Here is a 19,081-nt window from a genome sequence, read left to right as displayed (position 1 = left end):
TTCATTTCCTTAAATATTTTTCTTCTAAGGCAATTTGATCTTCAAACTCTTCTCTTTGACGAATGATTCTTACTTCTCCTTGCTCAAATGCTAATTCACAAACTTTATTTCTTGTATTATAATTACTACTCATGCTAAAACCATAAGCACCTACATCTTTAATAACAACTATATCACCATTTTGAGTTTTAGGTAAAAATCTTGCTTTAGCAAAGAAATCTCCGCTTTCACAAATTCCTCCTACAATATCACATAAACTTTCTTTACCTTGATTATAAGGCAAAACAATTTCATGATAAGCCTCGTACAAACTCGGACGTATAAAATCATTCATTGCCCCATCCACCACAATAAAACGTTTTGTTTTATTGTATTTTTCATAAAGCACTGAACAAACAAACTCTCCACTTTTTGCAACCAAATATCTCCCAGGCTCCATAGCTATAGTTAAATCAAGTCCACTTAATTGCTCTAATATTCCTTGCGCATAAACATAAAGATCAGGCTCGTATTCTTTTTTTTCATAAGCTATACCAAGACCTCCTCCAATATCAAAAAATTTAAGATCTATACACAAAGCTTTTAATTCTCTTACAAGTTTTGCAACTATGCGTGCTGCTTCATGAATAGGAGCAATATCTAAAAGCTGAGATCCTATATGAAAATGTATTCCAATAGGTTCTAAAAAAGAGGAATTTTTAGCATAAAGATACATTTTCCTTGCTATATCGATATCAACACCAAATTTATTCTCATTTAATCCTGTTGAAATATAAGGATGAGTTTTTGCATCAACATTTGGATTAACACGAATACTAATTCTTGCTTTTATATCCAATTGCTTAGCCACACTTTCTAAAAGCATCATCTCAGCTTCACTTTCAAGATTAATATATAAAATATTATATTTTAAAGCAAGTTTTAATTCCTCTTTAGTTTTTCCTACCCCACTAAAAATAATCTTATAAGCTTGCGCACCTGCTTTTAAAGCACGTTGAACTTCTCCTATACTCACACAATCAAATCCACTACCTAAATGAACAAGCATTTGTAAAAGACTAAGATTAGAATTAGCTTTTACTGCATAAAAAACTTGAGATTTTCTAGCTTTAAAAGCTTCTTTAAGATTTAAAAAACGCTTTTTTATCACATCAAAATCATAAATATAAAAAGGGGTTTTAAATTCATATTTTAATTGTTTATAGTCCATTTTAACCTTCAATTCTTTATTTTATTATCAATTTATCGGTGTTTATAATACATATAAGTACTCAATAAACCTAAAAATACTATAGGTAAAACTATACCTATCTCACTTACAATAACATCATTTTGACTTAATCTAGTCAATAAAAATAATATACCCCAAATCATTAAAGTCGCAATAAAAGCTATAAAACTCACTATAGCAAGATTAAAAAACCGTGCTATTACAGGAAAAAAATAGTACATAATAAGCATTAAAAAAGGTGCAAAAAATGGAGTAAATATAAATTTATAAAGACTAATTTTAAGAGCATCTATATTCACATTTTGCGCTCTAAAAAGTTCAAAAATTTCTAATGCATCAAAAATAGAATAATCTCTATTGCTAGCCACCCCTTCTATAATTTTTGGTTTAAAGCCATATAATGATTTAATTTGAGTAAATTCATCTATTGTTAAACCCTTACTACCTAGTTGATAATTTTGAGGTAACAAAGTAATATTACCCTCTTTTAAAATCCAACTTTCACTCTTAAAATATGCATTTTTAGCATTAATTAAAGAATTTAAATTTAAATTATCAATATTAAAAATTTTTATATTTTGAGCACTATTTTGACCATTATTAATTTTTGAAATAAAAACAAAATTATTATTAAATTTTAAAAATACTTCTCCACTTTGATTTAATACTGTACCATTTTTTAAGATATTTCTTTTATAATCGTTAGCATAAGCAAAAGAAGTAAAATTAAGTCCTATATAAACACAACAAAAAAACAAAGCCCATAAGAAAGGAAATAAAATAACATAATTTTTACTAAATCCTAGTGCATAAAGGCTTACAAATTCATTAGATCTTATCATAGAAATCAAAGAAAGCACCAAAGCAAAAATTAAAGAAAGGGGCAATACATAAGGTACTGCTGAAAAAGATAAAAACATCATATAAAGCAAATCAAGATTAGCAGCTTTTGGTAAATCTTTAAAATTTAAAAGCAAATCTATACCGCAATAAAAACCAAGTAAAGCAAAAAAAATAATAAAAAAATTTTTTAAATAAATTCCTGAAATAAAACGAAAAAATATTGACATTTTAAACATTTAAACTATATTTAGACGATATAAAAGACAAATTATCATTTTTAATCAGTTCAAATAAAGCCTCTTTAGCATGAATTAAAACCTTACTCAAAATTAATTCTTCTTCGGCTTTAAAATTGCCTAAAACATGAGAAAGCACATGCTCACCCTTACCTATTCCTATACGAATTCTTTCATAATCATTCCCGCATAAACTATCTATACTTTTAAGCCCATTATGTCCTCCACTTGAACCACCTTTTTTAAAACGCAAAACTCCTAAATGAAGATCAATATCATCATGAATAACTATAATTCTTTCACATTTATAAAAATCACTAACAATTTTTACACTTATTCCTGAATTATTCATATAAGTACTAGGTTTTAAAAGAAGCAAAGAAGAACTTAATTTAAAAAGCTCTCCTTTAAATTGAGAATGAGTAAGATTTATGAAATTACTTTCTTTTAAAAGCAGATTAATAAGCATAAAACCGGCATTATGGCGAGTATTTTCATACTCTACACCTATATTACCAAGTCCTACAACTAAAATCATCTAGCTTTTTCTACACCTACAACCGCTACCCTCTCAGCATCAATCATAACAACACCCTCAGGTACTACTATATCACGAACAAGTAAAGCATCACCTACATCAAGTTTACTTACATCAAGTTCAAAATAATTAGGTAAATTTTCAGCTGCACATTTTACTTTCAATCTTCTTTTTGATTGGATTAAAACACCTTTATTTTTAAGACCAATAGCTGTACCTGTAATTTTAATTGGAACCATATACTTAGAAACTACACCTTTTTGTGCAATTTTTAAGTCTACATGTTTTAAATCTGCAGTAACAGGATCTTTTTGATAATCTACAACCACAACACTTAAAATCTGAGAACCTACTTTTACATCAAAAATTAAAGTTGTTTTTTTACGAACTTCTTTAATAAATTCATTGACTTTAAAAGCAGCATTGATATTTTCTAATCCTTTTCCATAGATGTTTGCGATTAGATAACCATCTCTTTTTAAAGCTTTAGCAGCTTTTCTACCGATACTCTCTCTAATAATACCTTCTAACATCTTCATCCTTTCTAAAAAATAAGCTTATATTATAAGCTATTTTGGCTTAGGTAAAAGTAAAAAATCTACAATTTATTTTTAATTTCTTTACAATATAATATTAAATTAATAAACTTAAATATTATTAACCAATTCATTTATGCACTATTAGGTTAAAATACAAGTATTCATAAAGCATTCTTAATCTTAAACAATCATTTTTCAAACTTTTTATTTATTATTGTAATTATTAGGTGTATAATAAATTAAAAATTTATTTTTTAAGAGTTTCAAATGCAAATTTATATAAGTGGAATTCATACTGATGTAGGTAAAACACATTTTTGTGCGAGTTTTTGTGCGAGTTTTAACTATGACTATTTTAAACTCATACAAGCAGGACTACCAAAAGATAGTGATTTAATAAATAAATTAAGTCCAAAAACAAAAATTTTTAAAGAAGGTTTCTTTTTGCAAACTCCAGCATCACCGCATATTGGTAAAATTCTTCAAAAAGCTGATTATAAAGCTTTAGAAATTATGCTTCCACAAAGTCAAAATTTACTCATTGAACTTGCAGGAGGACTTTTTTCTCCTATAGATGAAAAATATACTATGATTGATTTTATGAGTAAAAACATAAAACCAACCATTTTAGTTGCAAAATACTATCTTGGAAGCATTAATCACATTTTATTAAGTATACAAGCTCTTAAACAACGCAATATTGAAATTTTATCCCTTGTAATGATGGGGAAAAAAGATGTTTTACAAGATAATTTTGTTCAAAATTACACACAAATTCCTATAATAAATCTTGATTTTCCCGATCAACAAAACGCATTAAATCAAAATTTAAAAAAACAAATACAAAATATTTTAAATACTAAAATTCTTTAAAAATTTGCTCTAAACTCTTTATAATATAAGAAATTTGTTCTTTAGTGATAATATAAGGAGGCATGAAATAAATAGTATTTCCCAAAGGTCTTAAAAGCAAACCTTTTTCTAAAGCCTTTTCAAATACAAAAAGTCCTGGGCGCTCGTATTTAGAACTTAAAATATCAAAAGCACTAATCATACCACAGGTTCTAAAATTGCCCAAAAAATCAAATTGCTTAAGTCTTTGTAATTCTTTTTGAATAAATTGACTTAAAATTTTATTTTCCTCTAAAATATTTTCCTTCTCAAATATATCTAATACTGCATTAGCTGCAGCACAAGCTAAAGCATTTCCTGTATAACTGTGAGAATGCAAAAAAGCTTTTTTTTCTTTATAAGAAGCATAAAAAGTATTATAAATTTCATCTTTTGTAAGTACAACAGAAAGAGGCATAAAACCTCCCGTAATACCCTTTGAAAGACAAATAAAATCAGGACTTTGCTTGCATTGATGCAAGGCAAAAAGACTTCCTGTGCGTCCAAATCCTACAGCAATTTCATCAAAAATTACTTGTACTTTAAATTCACGGCAAAGTTTTATAGCCTCATCAATAAATCCAACTTCATACATATGCATATTTCCTGCACATTGTACCAAAGGCTCTAAGATAAAAGCACAAATTTCATTACCATATTTTTTTAAAACATTTGCTAATTCTTCAAGTTCTTTTTGATAATTATTATTTTTTGGTACATTAATACTTAAACATTCTAAAAGTAAAGTCTTATAAGTATCTTTATAAAGCGCTACATCACCCACACTTAAAGCCCCTAAAGTTTCACCATGATAAGAATTGCTTAAAGATAAAAATTTATTTTTTTCCTTCCCTTGATTTAGATGATAATGAAAACTCATCTTTAATGCAATTTCAATAGCACTTGATCCATTATCTGCGTAAAAACATTTATTAAAACCACTTCCAACCTTTTGACAAAGTCTAGCTGAAAGTTTTATAATAGGCTCATGAGAAAAACCTGCTAAAATAACGTGTTCAAGTTCATCAACTTGTTTTTTAATTGCATTTGCTATAAACTTATTACAATGCCCAAAAAGATTAACCCACCAAGAGCTAATACAATCCATATAAGCTTTGCCATTAAAATCATAAAGCCAAATGCCTTCAGCTTTTTTAATAGGAATTAAAGGTATATTTTCATGGTCTTTCATTTGGGTACAAGGATGCCAAATATGTTCTAAATCAAGTTTTTTTAAAATTTCATTTTGCATTATAACTTCTTTTTTAAAAATATTTTGGCAAAATAATACTTTAAAATTTCTAAATTATTGGAAAAAAATGAATCTTGAAATAATTTTGCAAAATTTACATAAAAATTATAATATAAGAACTCTTACACCTTTAAAACATGAAGGAAAATTTATTTATAAAGAAAATAAAAAACTTTTAAATTTAGCAAGTAATGATTATTTAAATTTAGCTACTTGTAAAGAATTAAAACATGAATTTTTAAATACCTTAGAAGAAGATCATTTCTTTTTTTCAAGTTCAAGTTCAAGAAGTTTAAGTGGAAATTTTACAATTTATCAAAATTTTGAAAATTTTTTAAAAAGCAAATTTAAAGAAAAAGAAGTTTTACATTTTAATAGTGGTTATCATCTTAATATCTCTTGTATAGCTGCACTTGCAAGCATCCCTAATACGCTTTTTTTAGCTGATAAATTTATACATGCTAGCATGATTGATGGCTTAAAACTTGGTAAAGCAAATTTCTTTCGTTTTCACCATAATAATATAGATAATCTAGAAAAACTCATAAAAAAGCACTATAATCAATATGAAAATATTATCATTTTAACTGAAGCTTTATTTAGCATGGATGGTGATTTTAGTAATTTAAAAGCCTTATGCGATTTAAAAAAACATTATAAAAAAATCAAACTTTATATAGATGAAGCCCACAGTGTAGGTTGCTTTGACAGCGAAGGCTTAGGATTGGTTAAAAGATTAAATTTAGAAAATGAAGTGGATTTTTTAATTTTCACTTTCGGAAAAGCTCTTGCTTCAATGGGTGCTTGTATAATATCTCATAAAAAATATAAAAGTTTTTTCATTAATAAAGCTAGGGCTTTTATTTATTCTACTGCTTTACCTCCTATTAATGTTGCTTGGACGCAATTTATCTTTAAAAAAATGCCCATTTTTGAAGAAAAAAGAAAAAAACTACAAGACTTAAGTGTGTTTTTTAAAACAAAACTTCAAGAAAAAAATTACCAAATTTTAGGAGATGCTTATATTATTTCTTTACTTTTAATAGAAAATCAAAAAGCCTTAAAAATAGCAAATATGTTTGAAACAGAAGGAATTTTTGCACCTGCAATTAAAGAACCCACTGTACCTAAAAATACCGCTAGAATTCGCTTTTCCTTACACACAGGATTAAATATAAATGAACTTGAAAGGATAATAAAACTTTTATGAAACATGCCTTTTTATGTAAAAATTTAACCTCAAAAGAACTTATTGTAGTATTTGGAGGATTTAGTTCTCATCCTAGTCATTTTTCACATTTAAAAAGCAATAAAAATGTAATCTTATTTTATGATTTTGAAAATTTTGACTTAGAATTTAATTTTAAATCTTTTTCACAACTTTATCTCATTGCTTTTTCTATGGGAGTATGTATCGCAAGCAAACTTTTAAAAAATATCAACTTCAAACAAAAAATAGCTCTAAATGGTACTAATATGGGTATTGATAAAAACAAAGGCATTCATCCTGCTATTTTTATGAAAACAATAAAAAATTTTAAATTAGATGATTTTAAATCTTCTTTATTAAACAAACATGAAAATTTAGCAAAAAAATTTATTTTTAAAGATGAAAAAGCTTTAAAAATAGAACTTCAAAATCTTTTTGATTTTGCCTTAAAACACAAAAACGATGATTTTATTTGGGATAAAATTTATTCTAGTAACGAAGATACAATTTTTCCACAAAAAGCTTTAAAAAATAGTTTTAAAACGTTAATTTTACTAAATGAACCTCATTTTGCATTTTTTCATTTCAAAACTTGGGATGAATTGTGAATTTTTTAAAAGCTAAAGATTATCAAAAACATGCTAAAATTCAAAACCTAATGGCCTTAAAACTCTGTTTAAAACTTAAACATTTTAAACAAAAACATTTTAAAAAAGTTTTTGAATTTGGCTGTGGTAGAGGCGAATTCACGCAAAAACTTGAAAAAATTATTAGTTTTGATGAATATCTTAAAAATGATATTTTAGATTATGGTATAGATTTAAAAGTACAAATTTTTGATATGAATAAACTAGCCATGCATCATTTAAGTAAAGAAAAATTTGATCTTATTGCCTCAAATGCCACCTTACAATGGCTTGATTTAGAACACATTTTACCCACACTATTTAATATGCTCAATCAAGAAGGAATTTTACTCCTTTCTACTTTTGGAAAACAAAATTTAAAAGAAATTAAACAAAGCACAGGATTTTCTTTAAAATACTTTAATATTTATACTTTAAGACAAATATTTAAAAAATATTTTTTTAATGTCAAAATCACAGAAGAAATTATAAGCTTAGATTTTAATAATGCTTTAGAAGTTTTTAAACATTTAAAATTAAGCGGAGTAAATTCTTTAGGCTTTTATCGCTTAAACAAACAATTTTTACAAGATTATGAAAAAAAATTTCAAAACAAACTTACCTATCATCCTATATACATTTTATGTCAAAAAGATACGCCATAAAATTTTGTGTTATAATATTAAAGAATAAATCCTAATAATAAAGAAAATGATGATGACAAAACTTATTGTTTTTCTAGGAATTTGGTTTTCAGCGCTTCATTTAAATGGGCAAAATTTAAGTATTTTTGTAGCTTCTTCAGCTTCAAAAGCTATGAATGAAATTAAAAACGAATTTTTAAAAATACATCCTAATGCCAAAATAGAACTTGTTTTTGGAGCTTCTGGAAAATACTATGAACTTTTAAGACAAGGGAGAGAATTTGATTTATTTTTTTCAGCTGATACTTACTATGCTCAAGCAATTTATGATAATCAAAATGCTTTAGATAAACCCAAAGTCTATGTTTTAGGAGTTTTAGCTTTATATAGTTTAGATGAGAATTTACTCAAAGGAGGAATTACTCATTTAAAAGAAAAAGCAAATAAAATTACCCATTTAAGCATAGCTAATCCAAAAGTAGCTCCTTATGGAGTAGCCGCTAAAGAAGTACTTAAAAATTTACAGCTAGATAAAATCTTTAAAGACAAAATAGTTTTAGGTGAAAATATTTCTATACCTGTTTTACATGTAGATAGCAAAAATGCTAATTTAGCTATAGTAGCATATTCTTTAGCTTCTCCTATTAATCAAGCTAAAGGAAAGGTTGTTTTAATTGATCCAAAATATTTCACCCCTTTAAAACAAAGTTATGTTATTACAAAATACGCTAAAGACAAAAAATTAGCTTTTGAATTTAGTAATTTTATCTCTTCAACAAAGGCAAAAGAAATTTTTAAAAAATATGGATTTGAAACTCCATGAACCTTTTTAACACAGAAATTGTAGAATTTTTAAATCAAAAAGATATCATTATTATAAAAATCAATTGTGAAAACATAATATTTAATGTTTTAATTTTAAATTCAAATTCTTATAAAGATGTAAAACCAAAGACAAAAGTAGAACTTTTCTTCCAAAAACATGAATTTTACTTTACCTTACCAAATACGCTCTTAAGTGTTAAAAATTCTTTCTTAGTAAAAATTGAGCAAATCAAAAAAAGAATGACATTTGCTTTATTAGAACAAATGATATTATTTTAAGGATAAACCATGCTTGATCACGTCTTTTTACAAACATTATATATTACTTTTAAACTTGCTTTTATTACCACTTTCATACTTTTTTTTATAGGAATATCTTTAGCGTATTTATTAAGCTTTGTACATTTTCCTTTTAAAATTTTACTACAAAGTCTTATTTCTTTACCTTTAATTTTACCACCAAGCGTCTTGGGTTTTTATTTACTAATAAGTTTTTCAAGCAATAGTTTCTTAGGACAATTTTTAAAAGAATATTTTAATCTTTCTTTAATTTTTACTTTTGAAGGATTAGTTTTTGCTTCCTTAATTTTTTCCCTTCCTTTTATGGTAAACCCTTTACATAGCGCTTTTTCCTCAATTAATCAAAACCTCCTTGATGCTTCTTATAGCTTGGGTAAAGGTAAAATTTATACTCTCTTTAGAATCATTTTACCTAATTCTAAAACAGGTATTTTTAGCGCCTGTGCAATGAGTTTTGCACACACTATAGGTGAATTTGGGATTGTAATGATGATAGGTGGACACAAACAAGGAGAAACTTTAGTAGCAAGTATAGCAATTTATGATGAACTTGAAGTATTAAATTATACTTTAGCACATCAATATGCTCTAATTTTATTTCTTTTTTCTTTTTTAATACTTTTAAGTCTTTATTTTGTTAACAAAAAATTAAGTTTCCAATGATAAAAATTCATATTAACCATCCCATAATTACAAATAAAGGTATTTTAAATCTTGAATTTAATAAAGAAATTAAATCACAAGAAACTACTGCTCTTATTGGAGAAAATGGAGCAGGAAAAAGCACACTTTTAAAAATTATAGCAGGACTTATAAAACCTAAATTTGGTTTTATAAAAGTAGATAATGAACTGTGGTTTGATTCTTCTAAAAAAATCAATTTAGCTCCACAAAAAAGAAAAATAGGTTTTGTTTTTCAAGATTATGCACTTTTCCCCCATATGAATGTTAAAGAAAATATCTCTTATGCTGCTAATTCAAAAAAGAAAGTAGAAGAACTTTTAACCTTAATGAAACTAGAAAATTTATCTAAAAGTTATCCTAGAAACTTAAGTGGAGGACAAGCTCAAAGAGTGGCTTTAGCAAGAGCTTTAGCAAGAGAACCTAAAATATTACTCTTGGATGAGCCTTTAAGTGCGTTAGATTTTAAAATGCATGCTTATTTACAAAATGAATTGTCTAAAATTTTACATTATTTTAAAATAACAACATTATTAGTCAGTCATAACTTAACAGAAATTTATAATTTAAGTCATAGAATCTTAGAACTTAAAAATGGTAAAATCGTTAAAGATAATTTTAAACATGATTTTTTTAAACAAACTCATATTAATACTCAACTCAATTTAAACGCCACCTTACTTGAAATAAAACAAAGTGATATTTTAGTAATTTTAAGCTTACTTATTCACCAAGATATTATTAAAATAAGTCTAAGCAAACAAAAATTTTTAGAAAATTATAAAGATATAAAAATAGGAGATATTTTAACTCTATCCATGAAAGCTTTTAATCCTTCAATCATCAAAAAAAATTGAATAATAATCTTTTATTTTGAGTAAAAAGGATAAGTAAAAAATACTAAATGTATCAAATTTAATCCATAATGAAATAAGACGCTAAACCATAAATTTTTACTATATTTATAAACTAAACCATATATTATTCCAGCCAAACTGGCAAACACTATCATTAAAATCCCACTTTTATAATGAATCAATCCAAAAGCTATGCTAGCTATTAATAAAGCTAAATTAGGATGTAAAATTTAGGTAAGCCTTTGTTGAAGATATCCTCTAAAATAAAGTTCTTCAACCAAAGCTACTAAAAAAGATTTGAAAATAAAAAATAAGGCAACCACCAAGGTAAACTCCATTCCCATTTTAAAATATTAAAATACCAAGGTATAAACAATAAAATTAAAAGACTTATACCCAATAAAAACCATTTTAATAAAGATGCTTTAATATAATTTATTGATAAATAAAGCAGGTAATAACAAAAATAAGATAAATACACCCAAAGGTTTATCAAAATTAAAATATAAACTAAAAGGCGCACTATTAACACTAGCATAAACTTGATCTAAAATTTTTGTATTATTAACACCAGGTATAAAATGTAAAAATAATACTATACAAAAAGCAAACAATATAAGTTCTAAAAATAAAGATTTTTTATATTTATAAAATAAAACCAACAAGAATGCTATCATATTACTTATAAAAAAACTCATATTTATTATATTAAAATAATACGCACAAAATACACTCAATACTAAAATCAAATAAGCTGTTTTAACCTTATTTAAAGACAATAAAACCAAAGCACAAGCTAAAAAAATATAACTTATCATAAACATGAATAATCCTAAAATTGATCAACATCTAATTTATTGTATATTTTTCTTTAAAATAATGCTAAGTAGAACATTTATTTTAATTTTTAATCATAAAAATTTATTTTTACCAATATTAAATATTTTAGAAATTATATCATAAAAATGATTTTGATTGTTAAAACTAGAATAATCTTATAAGCTAATTTTAAAATATTATTTTCTATCTTAAAAAATATTTTAAATAATCTCATATTTCTTATTTTTAAGCTTATAAAATCATATACTTTTCTTATCAATAACTTTTCTTAATGCTAAACTTGCTAAAGCTAAACCAAAAGAGGCAGTAACGCCCATAAAAGAACCAAGATCTTGACAATGTGCCTCCTCATCAGAAAAAACCACATCAAAATTCCCTTTAAAACCTGACTTTCTAAGCTCATATCGAAATTTCTTAGCTAAAGCATCGCCATGAGTTTTAAAAATACTTGTGGTTTTAATACGGGTTGGATCGAGTTTTCTAGCTCCTCCTGTTGAAGAAATAAAAATTTGTTTTTTAAAATCTACAAGGTGAACTAACGCCACTTTTGCAGGAATATCATCAATAGCATCAATAATAAGATCAAATGCACTTAAATTAAAATTTTGTAAAAATTCTTTATCAATTTTACTGACTATACCCTTAGCTTGATAAATTCTTTCAAATACTTTTGCTTTTGCCTCGCCAATATTTTCACTATGTATTTGACGATTTTGATTAGTTATTTCAAATTTATCTGCATCAATTAAAGTAAAATTTCTAAAACCGCTACGATAAAGCGAATCAACACAAATTCCACCTACTCCACCTAAACCACAAACAAGTATTTTTGTTTGTGTCATTTTTTTAAATTGATCTTCTCCAATTAACCATTTTATACGTGTAAATCTATCATTCATTATTTGCCTTTAGCCATTTTTGAACTTTTTTTATTCGCTTATAAGCTGTAAGATCCAACATTATAGGAGTTATAGTAACATAACCTTTTTTAAGTAAAGGAATATCACTTTTTTTCTCATCTTCATAATCTAAATTCGCTGCTGCAAGCCAGTAATACTCTATACCACGTGGATTTACATTAGAATGAGCTTTAAAATTATACACACGTTTACCGGCTTTACAAATTTTTATACCTTTAAATTTTGCTTTTGTTGGAAAATTAATATTTAAAAATTCTTTTTTTTCTAAAGGAAATCCTTTATCAAAAATACATTTAAGAAGCTTTTTAGTAATTTTTAAAGCATTTTTAAAATCAAGTTCTTCTTCATTGCTTTTATAAAATTGAGAAAGAGCAATAGCAGGGATTCCTTGTAAAACCGCTTCCATAGCACCTGCACAAGTTCCTGAATAAGTAATATCTTCACCTACATTTGCTCCCTTATTGATCCCACTAATAACAAGATCAGGTAAACGTGTTTTATAAAGCGCATGAAGGGCAAGATAAACACAATCTGCAGGTGTTCCCTCATCAAGCTTATAAAATCTTTTTCCTACCTTAATCAAACGCAAAGGTTTAGTTAAAGTTATAGAATGAGAACAAGCTGATTTTTCAATAGATGGTGCTACTATAGTTATTTTAGCTTTAAACTCCTTTTTTAACATTTTAACAAGTTTTCTAAGTCCTTCACTCTCATAGCCATCATCATTAGTAACAAGAATTTCTCTCATCATTTTTCCTTGCAAAAAATAAAATTCAAATTGTAACATATTTTTCTAAAATCTTGATTTTCATATTTTATATTCATTTTTATTATTTTTATAGACATTAAAATCTTGCAATTTTATTTTAATATGATAAAATTTAGCGGTCAAAATCTTAATCATTAAACATTAAATATTTTCATTACTACCTTAAATATATTGTTACTATTATTTAAGGTATAAAACTTTAAAAATTATTCAATGATGAGATTAAAAACAAAAAAACTTATAATTTATTTGGAATAAAAATGAAGACTTTTTTAGTTTGCGCCTTAGAACCCTCAGCAAATTTACACTTAAAAGAAGTTTTAAAAGCTTATCAAAAAGAGTATGAAGTATTTAATTTACTTGGAATTTATGATGAAAATTTATGCGAATATTTTAATTTAAAATCTAAACCTCTATACAGGTCGCATGAATTTAGTGCTATGGGTTTTATAGAAATTTTACCCCTTATTTTAAAAGCAAAACGCGCTATAAAAGATTTGGTAAATTTAAGCTTAACTCAAAAAATAGACGCTATTTTATGTATAGATTCTCCTGCATTTAATATTCCTTTTGCAAAAGCCTTAAAAAAAAATGGTTCAAAAATCAAAAGAATTTATTATATCTTACCTCAGGTTTGGGCATGGAAAAAAGGACGTATTCGTATCATACAAAGCCATTTTGATATACTAGCTTCTATTTTACCTTTTGATCAACAATTCTTTGATAAAAGCATCTATGTAGGTCATCCACTTTTAGATGAAATAAAAGAATTTAAAGATCAAAATGATATAAAAAACTTACTTTCAAAAAAAGAAAATGAAAAAATTATAGCCTTTTTACCTGGATCTAGAAAAAGTGAAATCAAACGCTTGATGCCTATTTTTAAAGAACTTTCTAAAAATTTTCAAGGTGAAAAAATCCTTTGTGTTCCTCCTTTTAATCTTAATAAACTTGAAATTTATGGAGATATTAAAGATTTTAAAATTCAAAGTAATACTCCTAAAGTACTTAAAAAAGTTGATTTTGCTTTTATTTGCAGTGGAACAGCTACATTAGAAGCAGCCTTAATTAAAACACCTTTTATACTAGCTTATAAAGCTAGAACAATTGATATTTTTATTGCAAAACTTTTTGTAAAATTAAAACACATAGGACTTGCTAATATTTTTTGCGATTTTGCAAATAAAGAAGCTTTAAATCCTGAATTTTTGCAAAATCAAGTTAATGTTTTAAACCTTTATGAAGCTTACAATAAATATGATTATAAGGCATTTTTTGTTAAAGTTAACTTTTTAGAAGAATATTTAAAATTTGGTAGTGCTAAAAATTTAGCAAAAATATTAAGTCAAACTCAATAAGGATAAATCATGCAAAAAGAACCAATGAGCCAATTTGGCTATGACAAATTAGTTGCTGAGTTAAAAGATCTAAAAGACAACCAACGACCTGCTGTTGTTATAGAAATTGATACGGCAAGAAGTCATGGAGATTTAAAAGAAAATGCAGAATATCATGCTGCAAGAGAGAAACAAGTCTTGATAGAAAAACGTATTGGTGAACTAAGCGATTTGATCACAAGAGCTCAAATTATTGATCCTTCAAGCTATGAACATGATAGTGTAAAATTTGGATCAAGTGTTGTTATTATGGACTTAGATACAGAAAAAGAAAGCAAATACACTCTAGTAGGAACTTGTGAAGGAGATTTAAATAAGGGTTATATTTCTATAGCTTCACCGCTAGCAAAAGCTATGCTTGGGAAAAAAGAAGGGGATGATTTTAAAGTACTCTTACCAAAAGGTGAAAGTGAATTTGAAATTATTTCTATAAATTATACACCTTTAATATTTTAAGGATTAAAAATTTTACTTCAAAATGGAGCGATTTTAATCGCTGATGCACACGAAAACGACCAAAGAAAAGGGTTTTGGGAATTTTTACAAGCCCTAAAAAAAGGAGAAATTTCCACCCCACAACTTATATTAATGGGCGATATCTTTGACTTACTTGTGGGTGAAATTTCTGCCACACATGAATTTGCAAAACCTTATATTGCTTTACTTGAAGAATTAGCTTTAAAAATAGAAATCATTTATCTAGAAGGAAATCATGATTTTAATCTTAGTTATTTCTTTAAAAAAGTAAAAATTTTTACCTTAGAACAGCAACCTCTAAAAATTTATTTGCATACAAGTAAAGGTAGTAATATTAATACTCCTAAGACTTTTATTAATTTAGCCCATGGAGATATTTTTTTACCTCCTTTATTACAATTTAGCCTCAAAAGTCTTAGAAATCATTATTTACTCTTATTTTTAAATTTTTTAAATATCTTAACTCGCAACTTTATTTCTAACAAAATTATGAGCAAACAAAAACAAAAAAATCTTTTTTATAAAATAAAAGATTTTGAAAATTTAGCTAAAAAAAGATACCAAAAATATGAAAATTTAGGCTTTTGGGTATGCGAAGGTCATTACCATCAAAATGTAATTTTAAATCAAAAAGATATCAAATATTTTAACTTAGCTAGTTTTGCACATGAGAAAAGTTTTTTTATAGTAAAATATTATCAAGAAATCAAATTTCAAGAACAGAAATTGAGGGGTCAAAATGTTTGATGAAAATATCGTGAAAACGGGTTCAAATGAAATGGAACTTGTCGATTTCCGTATCTTTAAACAAGGGCAGGATAAAGTCTATGAAGGCATTTATGGTGTCAATGTTTCTAAAGTAAAAGAAATTATAAAAATTCCAAATCTTACAGAGCTTCCAGGCGTACCTGATTATATCGAAGGCATCTTCGACCTTCGTGGGGTAGTTATACCGGTAGTAAACCTAGCCAAATGGATGCAAATTACCGAGCCTGAAAGCAGCATGCTAAAACCTAGAGTAATCATTACTGAATTTAGCAATATTCTTATTGGTTTTATTGTTCATGAAGCCAAAAGGATTCGTAGAATAAACTGGAAAGATATAGAACCAGCAACTTTTTCTGCAGGATCAGGAGCCTTAGACAAAGGAAAAATCACAGGCGTAACACGCATTGAAAATGATGAAGTTTTACTGATTTTAGATCTTGAAAGCGTTGTTGAAGACTTAGGAATTTATACGCCAAAAACAGATATTGACTTTGGAAAAATAGAAAAATTTAGTGGAACTGCTCTTATCTTAGATGATAGTATGACTGCTAGAAAACGTATTAAAGAAATGATGCAACAAATGGGCTTTCAAGTCGTTGAAGCTAAAGACGGAGTAGAAGGCTTAAATAAACTAGAAGAACTCAATCAAGTATATGGTGAGAGTTTCCACAATACACTTAAAATTATAGTAAGCGATGTTGAAATGCCACAAATGGATGGCTTTCATTTTGCTGCACGCATTAAAGAAGATCCAAGATTTAAAGACATTCCTATAGTCTTTAACTCATCTTTATCAAACGAATTTATGAATGAAAAAGGTGTCCAAGAAGCTGGTGGAGAAGGTTATCTTGTTAAATTTAATGCTAATGATTTCTTTCATGAAATTGCTAAAATTATAAAAAAACACCAATCTCAAGAACAGGGGTAAAATATGGAAGATATGCAAGAAATACTTGAAGACTTTTTGGTTGAAGCTTTTGAGCTTGTTGAGCAAATCGACCATGACTTAGTAGAACTTGAATCCAATCCAGAAGATTTAGAATTACTAAATAGAATTTTCCGTGTTGCTCATACAGTTAAAGGATCATCAAGTTTTTTAAATTTCAATGTTTTAACAAAATTAACGCATCACATGGAAGATGTTTTAAATAAAGCAAGACATGGAGAATTAAAAATCACTCCAGATATCATGGATGTTGTTTTAGAATCTATTGATAGAATGAAAACATTGCTTAATTGTATTCGTGATAATGGTAATGATAGTGCTATTGATATGGATATAGAACCAATATGCCAAAGACTTACTGCAATTTCAGAAGGAGAATCTCCAAGCACAACAGATACTTCAAATGAAACTGTTACTTCAGAAGTTGACACACCAAGTCCAAAAGAAGAAACACCTCAACAAGTTGATGTAGATGTTAATCAATTAAGCGATTCTGAAGTTGAAGCAGAGATAGAAAGACTTTTAAAAGTTAGAAAGGCTGAAGATCAAGCCCGCCGTGCACAAAAAAAACAAACTGCAAAAAACACAACACCTAAACCAAATACAACTAAAAATGCAGACAATAACGAGAAAAAAGTTCCTACCTCAGGAAGCAATAATGCTAGCAGTATGGATCAAACCATACGTGTAGAAGTAAAAAGACTAGACCACTTAATGAATCTCATTGGCGAGCTTGTTTTAGGTAAAAACCGCTTACTTAAAATTTATGATGATGTTGAAGAACGCTATGAGGGTGAAAAATTTCTTGAAGAACTAAATCAAGTTGTAAGTCAATTAAGTATTATTACTACTGATGTACAACTTGCTGTTATGAAAACAAGAATGCAACCTATTGCAAAAGTTTTCAACAAATTCCCAAGAGTTGTACGTGACTTAAGTCGCGAACTTGGAAAACAAATTGAACTTGAAATCACTGGTGAAGAAACCGAACTTGATAAATCTATTGTAGAAGAAATTGGGGATCCTATTATGCACATGATTCGTAATTCATGCGATCATGGTATTGAAGATCCAGCAACTCGTGCTGCTAATGGCAAACCTGAAAAAGGTATAGTTCAATTAAAAGCTTATAATGAAGGTAATCATATTGTTGTTGAAATCACAGATGATGGTAAAGGACTTGATCCTAATGCTCTGAAAGTAAAAGCTATAGAAAAAAATTTGATCACAGAAAGAGAAGCAGATCAAATGACAGATAAAGAAGCCTTTGCTTTAATTTTCAAACCCGGCTTTTCAACAGCAGCTAAAGTCACTAATGTTTCAGGCCGAGGTGTGGGTATGGATGTTGTTAAAACCAATATCGAAAAACTCAATGGAGTTATAGAAATTGATAGTGAAATAGACAAAGGAAGCTCATTTAAACTCAAAATTCCTCTTACTTTAGCAATCATTCAATCCTTGCTTGTTGGAACACAAGAAGAATTTTATGCTATTCCACTTGCAAGTGTTCTTGAAACGGTTAGAGTGCCAATTGATGATATTTATACCATAGAAGGTAAAAATGTATTGCGCTTAAGAGATGAAGTTCTTTCTCTTGTAAGACTTTCAGATGTATTTGGCGTAAAACAAGTACTTGAAAGTGGCGATCAAACCTATGTTGTTGTTATAGGGGTAGCTGAAAGTAAACTAGGTATCATTGTAGATACGCTTGTTGGACAAGAAGAAATTGTAATAAAATCTATGGGAGATTATTTACAAAATATTCAAGGCATAGCTGGAGCCACAATACGTGGCGATGGTAGAGTAACGCTTATTATTGATGTAGGTGCTATGATGGATATGGCTAAAGAAATCAAAGTTGATATTAAAGCACAATTAGAATCAAGTGCAAAAAAACCTAAAGAACAAGCAAGTGATTATAAAGTTTTAATTGTAGATGATTCTAAAATGGATAGAACACTTATGCAAAAAGCTTTAGAACCTTTAGGAGTGAGCTTAATCGAAGCAACTAATGGAGTTGAGGCTCTTAATATAATCAAATCAGGTGAACATGATATTGATGCAATGCTTATTGACATTGAAATGCCAAGAATGGATGGCTATACTTTAGCAGGTGAAATTAGAAAATATTCTAAATACCGCAGTTTACCACTAATAGCAGTAACTTCTAGAACAAGTAAAACAGATCGTTTAAGAGGGGTTGAAGTAGGTATGACAGAATACATTACCAAACCTTATTCTCCAGAATATCTGGAAAATGTGGTTAGAAAAAATTTGAAACTAGGATAAGA

20 protein-coding genes and 1 pseudogene are annotated in these 19,081 nt (G+C 27.3%); 13 read left to right on the top strand and 8 right to left on the bottom strand.

Going from position 1 to position 19,081, the window contains the following annotated elements; all coding sequences use genetic code 11:
* Position 1 precedes the first annotated feature (1 nt).
* From lysA to A2J15_RS07080, 4 genes are read right to left on the bottom strand one after another with little or no spacing between them, the layout of a single operon-like run.
* Positions 2-1,210, bottom strand: a complete 1,209-nt coding sequence (gene lysA / locus A2J15_RS07095; protein WP_066777803.1) for a diaminopimelate decarboxylase — start codon at positions 1,208-1,210, stop codon at positions 2-4.
* A 32-nt stretch (positions 1,211-1,242) separates the two neighbouring features.
* Complete coding sequence (locus tag A2J15_RS07090; RefSeq protein WP_066778071.1) at positions 1,243-2,301, bottom strand: LptF/LptG family permease; 1,059 nt, start codon at positions 2,299-2,301, stop codon at positions 1,243-1,245.
* A 1-nt stretch (position 2,302) separates the two neighbouring features.
* Positions 2,303-2,848 (bottom strand): aminoacyl-tRNA hydrolase, encoded by a 546-nt coding sequence (gene pth, locus A2J15_RS07085; protein WP_066777801.1) that lies wholly within the window; start codon positions 2,846-2,848, stop codon positions 2,303-2,305.
* Positions 2,845-3,381, bottom strand: coding sequence for a 50S ribosomal protein L25/general stress protein Ctc (locus A2J15_RS07080; RefSeq protein ID WP_066777790.1), 537 nt, complete (start codon positions 3,379-3,381; stop codon positions 2,845-2,847). The genes pth and A2J15_RS07080 overlap by 4 nt, the downstream gene beginning before the upstream one ends.
* Before the next feature lie 273 nt (positions 3,382-3,654).
* Between A2J15_RS07080 and A2J15_RS07075 the strand changes: the two genes are divergently transcribed.
* Complete coding sequence (locus A2J15_RS07075) at positions 3,655-4,260, top strand: dethiobiotin synthase (protein WP_066777787.1); 606 nt, start codon at positions 3,655-3,657, stop codon at positions 4,258-4,260.
* Here A2J15_RS07075 and A2J15_RS07070 read toward each other — a convergent pair.
* A complete protein-coding gene (locus tag A2J15_RS07070) occupies positions 4,247-5,530 on the bottom strand; it encodes an adenosylmethionine--8-amino-7-oxononanoate transaminase (RefSeq protein WP_066777784.1) in 1,284 nt (427 codons plus the stop codon). The genes A2J15_RS07075 and A2J15_RS07070 overlap by 14 nt on opposite strands.
* 67 nt (positions 5,531-5,597) lie before the next feature.
* Between A2J15_RS07070 and A2J15_RS07065 the strand changes: the two genes are divergently transcribed.
* From A2J15_RS07065 to A2J15_RS07035, 7 genes are read left to right on the top strand one after another with little or no spacing between them, the layout of a single operon-like run.
* Positions 5,598-6,740: an aminotransferase class I/II-fold pyridoxal phosphate-dependent enzyme gene (locus A2J15_RS07065; RefSeq protein ID WP_066778068.1), complete on the top strand. Its 1,143-nt coding sequence runs from the start codon at positions 5,598-5,600 to the stop codon at positions 6,738-6,740.
* The gene (locus A2J15_RS07060; protein WP_066777781.1) at positions 6,737-7,348 is read left to right on the top strand and encodes a pimeloyl-ACP methyl esterase BioG family protein; all 612 of its coding nucleotides are present in this window, start codon (positions 6,737-6,739) and stop codon (positions 7,346-7,348) included. The genes A2J15_RS07065 and A2J15_RS07060 overlap by 4 nt, the downstream gene beginning before the upstream one ends.
* Entirely contained in the window at positions 7,345-8,031 is a 687-nt protein-coding gene (locus A2J15_RS07055) for a methyltransferase domain-containing protein (RefSeq protein ID WP_066777778.1), read from the top strand. Before A2J15_RS07060 ends, A2J15_RS07055 begins: the two co-directional genes overlap by 4 nt.
* Positions 8,032-8,083: 52 nt before the next feature.
* On the top strand, positions 8,084-8,833 hold the full coding sequence (gene modA, locus A2J15_RS07050) for a molybdate ABC transporter substrate-binding protein (protein ID WP_066778066.1): 750 nt from the start codon (positions 8,084-8,086) through the stop codon (positions 8,831-8,833).
* Positions 8,830-9,114, top strand: a complete 285-nt coding sequence (locus A2J15_RS07045) for a hypothetical protein (protein ID WP_066777773.1) — start codon at positions 8,830-8,832, stop codon at positions 9,112-9,114. Before modA ends, A2J15_RS07045 begins: the two co-directional genes overlap by 4 nt.
* Before the next feature lie 9 nt (positions 9,115-9,123).
* Positions 9,124-9,798, top strand: a complete 675-nt coding sequence (gene modB, locus A2J15_RS07040) for a molybdate ABC transporter permease subunit (RefSeq protein ID WP_066777770.1) — start codon at positions 9,124-9,126, stop codon at positions 9,796-9,798.
* Entirely contained in the window at positions 9,795-10,673 is an 879-nt protein-coding gene (locus A2J15_RS07035; RefSeq protein ID WP_066777767.1) for a sulfate/molybdate ABC transporter ATP-binding protein, read from the top strand. The genes modB and A2J15_RS07035 overlap by 4 nt, the downstream gene beginning before the upstream one ends.
* Positions 10,674-10,684: 11 nt before the next feature.
* Here A2J15_RS07035 and A2J15_RS07030 read toward each other — a convergent pair.
* From A2J15_RS07030 to surE, 3 genes and pseudogenes are all read right to left on the bottom strand, one after another.
* Positions 10,685-11,497, bottom strand: a pseudogene (locus A2J15_RS07030) (lysostaphin resistance A-like protein).
* Between the two features lie 255 nt (positions 11,498-11,752).
* Complete coding sequence (locus A2J15_RS07025; RefSeq protein WP_116980511.1) at positions 11,753-12,415, bottom strand: tRNA threonylcarbamoyladenosine dehydratase; 663 nt, start codon at positions 12,413-12,415, stop codon at positions 11,753-11,755.
* Positions 12,405-13,181, bottom strand: a complete 777-nt coding sequence (gene surE, locus A2J15_RS07020; protein WP_066777756.1) for a 5'/3'-nucleotidase SurE — start codon at positions 13,179-13,181, stop codon at positions 12,405-12,407. Before surE ends, A2J15_RS07025 begins: the two co-directional genes overlap by 11 nt.
* 281 nt (positions 13,182-13,462) lie before the next feature.
* On the opposite strand from surE, the gene lpxB reads away from it, so the two are divergent.
* The 5 genes from lpxB to A2J15_RS06995 are packed head-to-tail and all read left to right on the top strand — an operon-like array spanning position 13,463 to position 19,079.
* Positions 13,463-14,560 carry a lipid-A-disaccharide synthase gene (lpxB, locus tag A2J15_RS07015; RefSeq protein WP_066777753.1) on the top strand — a complete coding sequence of 366 codons (1,098 nt, stop codon included), beginning with the start codon at positions 13,463-13,465 and terminating at the stop codon, positions 14,558-14,560.
* Between the two features lie 9 nt (positions 14,561-14,569).
* Positions 14,570-15,055, top strand: coding sequence for a transcription elongation factor GreA (greA, locus tag A2J15_RS07010; protein ID WP_066777750.1), 486 nt, complete (start codon positions 14,570-14,572; stop codon positions 15,053-15,055).
* 9 nt (positions 15,056-15,064) lie between these two features.
* Positions 15,065-15,823 (top strand): metallophosphoesterase, encoded by a 759-nt coding sequence (locus A2J15_RS07005; protein ID WP_328435120.1) that lies wholly within the window; start codon positions 15,065-15,067, stop codon positions 15,821-15,823.
* Positions 15,816-16,772: a chemotaxis protein gene (locus A2J15_RS07000; RefSeq protein ID WP_066777745.1), complete on the top strand. Its 957-nt coding sequence runs from the start codon at positions 15,816-15,818 to the stop codon at positions 16,770-16,772. Before A2J15_RS07005 ends, A2J15_RS07000 begins: the two co-directional genes overlap by 8 nt.
* 3 nt (positions 16,773-16,775) lie before the next feature.
* The gene (locus tag A2J15_RS06995) at positions 16,776-19,079 is read left to right on the top strand and encodes a hybrid sensor histidine kinase/response regulator (RefSeq protein WP_066777742.1); all 2,304 of its coding nucleotides are present in this window, start codon (positions 16,776-16,778) and stop codon (positions 19,077-19,079) included.
* Positions 19,080-19,081: the final 2 nt, after the last annotated feature.

This window comes from Campylobacter hepaticus (assembly GCF_001687475.2).
In the GTDB taxonomy this organism is placed as follows: Bacteria; Campylobacterota; Campylobacteria; order Campylobacterales; family Campylobacteraceae; genus Campylobacter_D; species Campylobacter_D hepaticus.
This window is presented reverse-complemented; position numbering and strand designations above follow the sequence as displayed.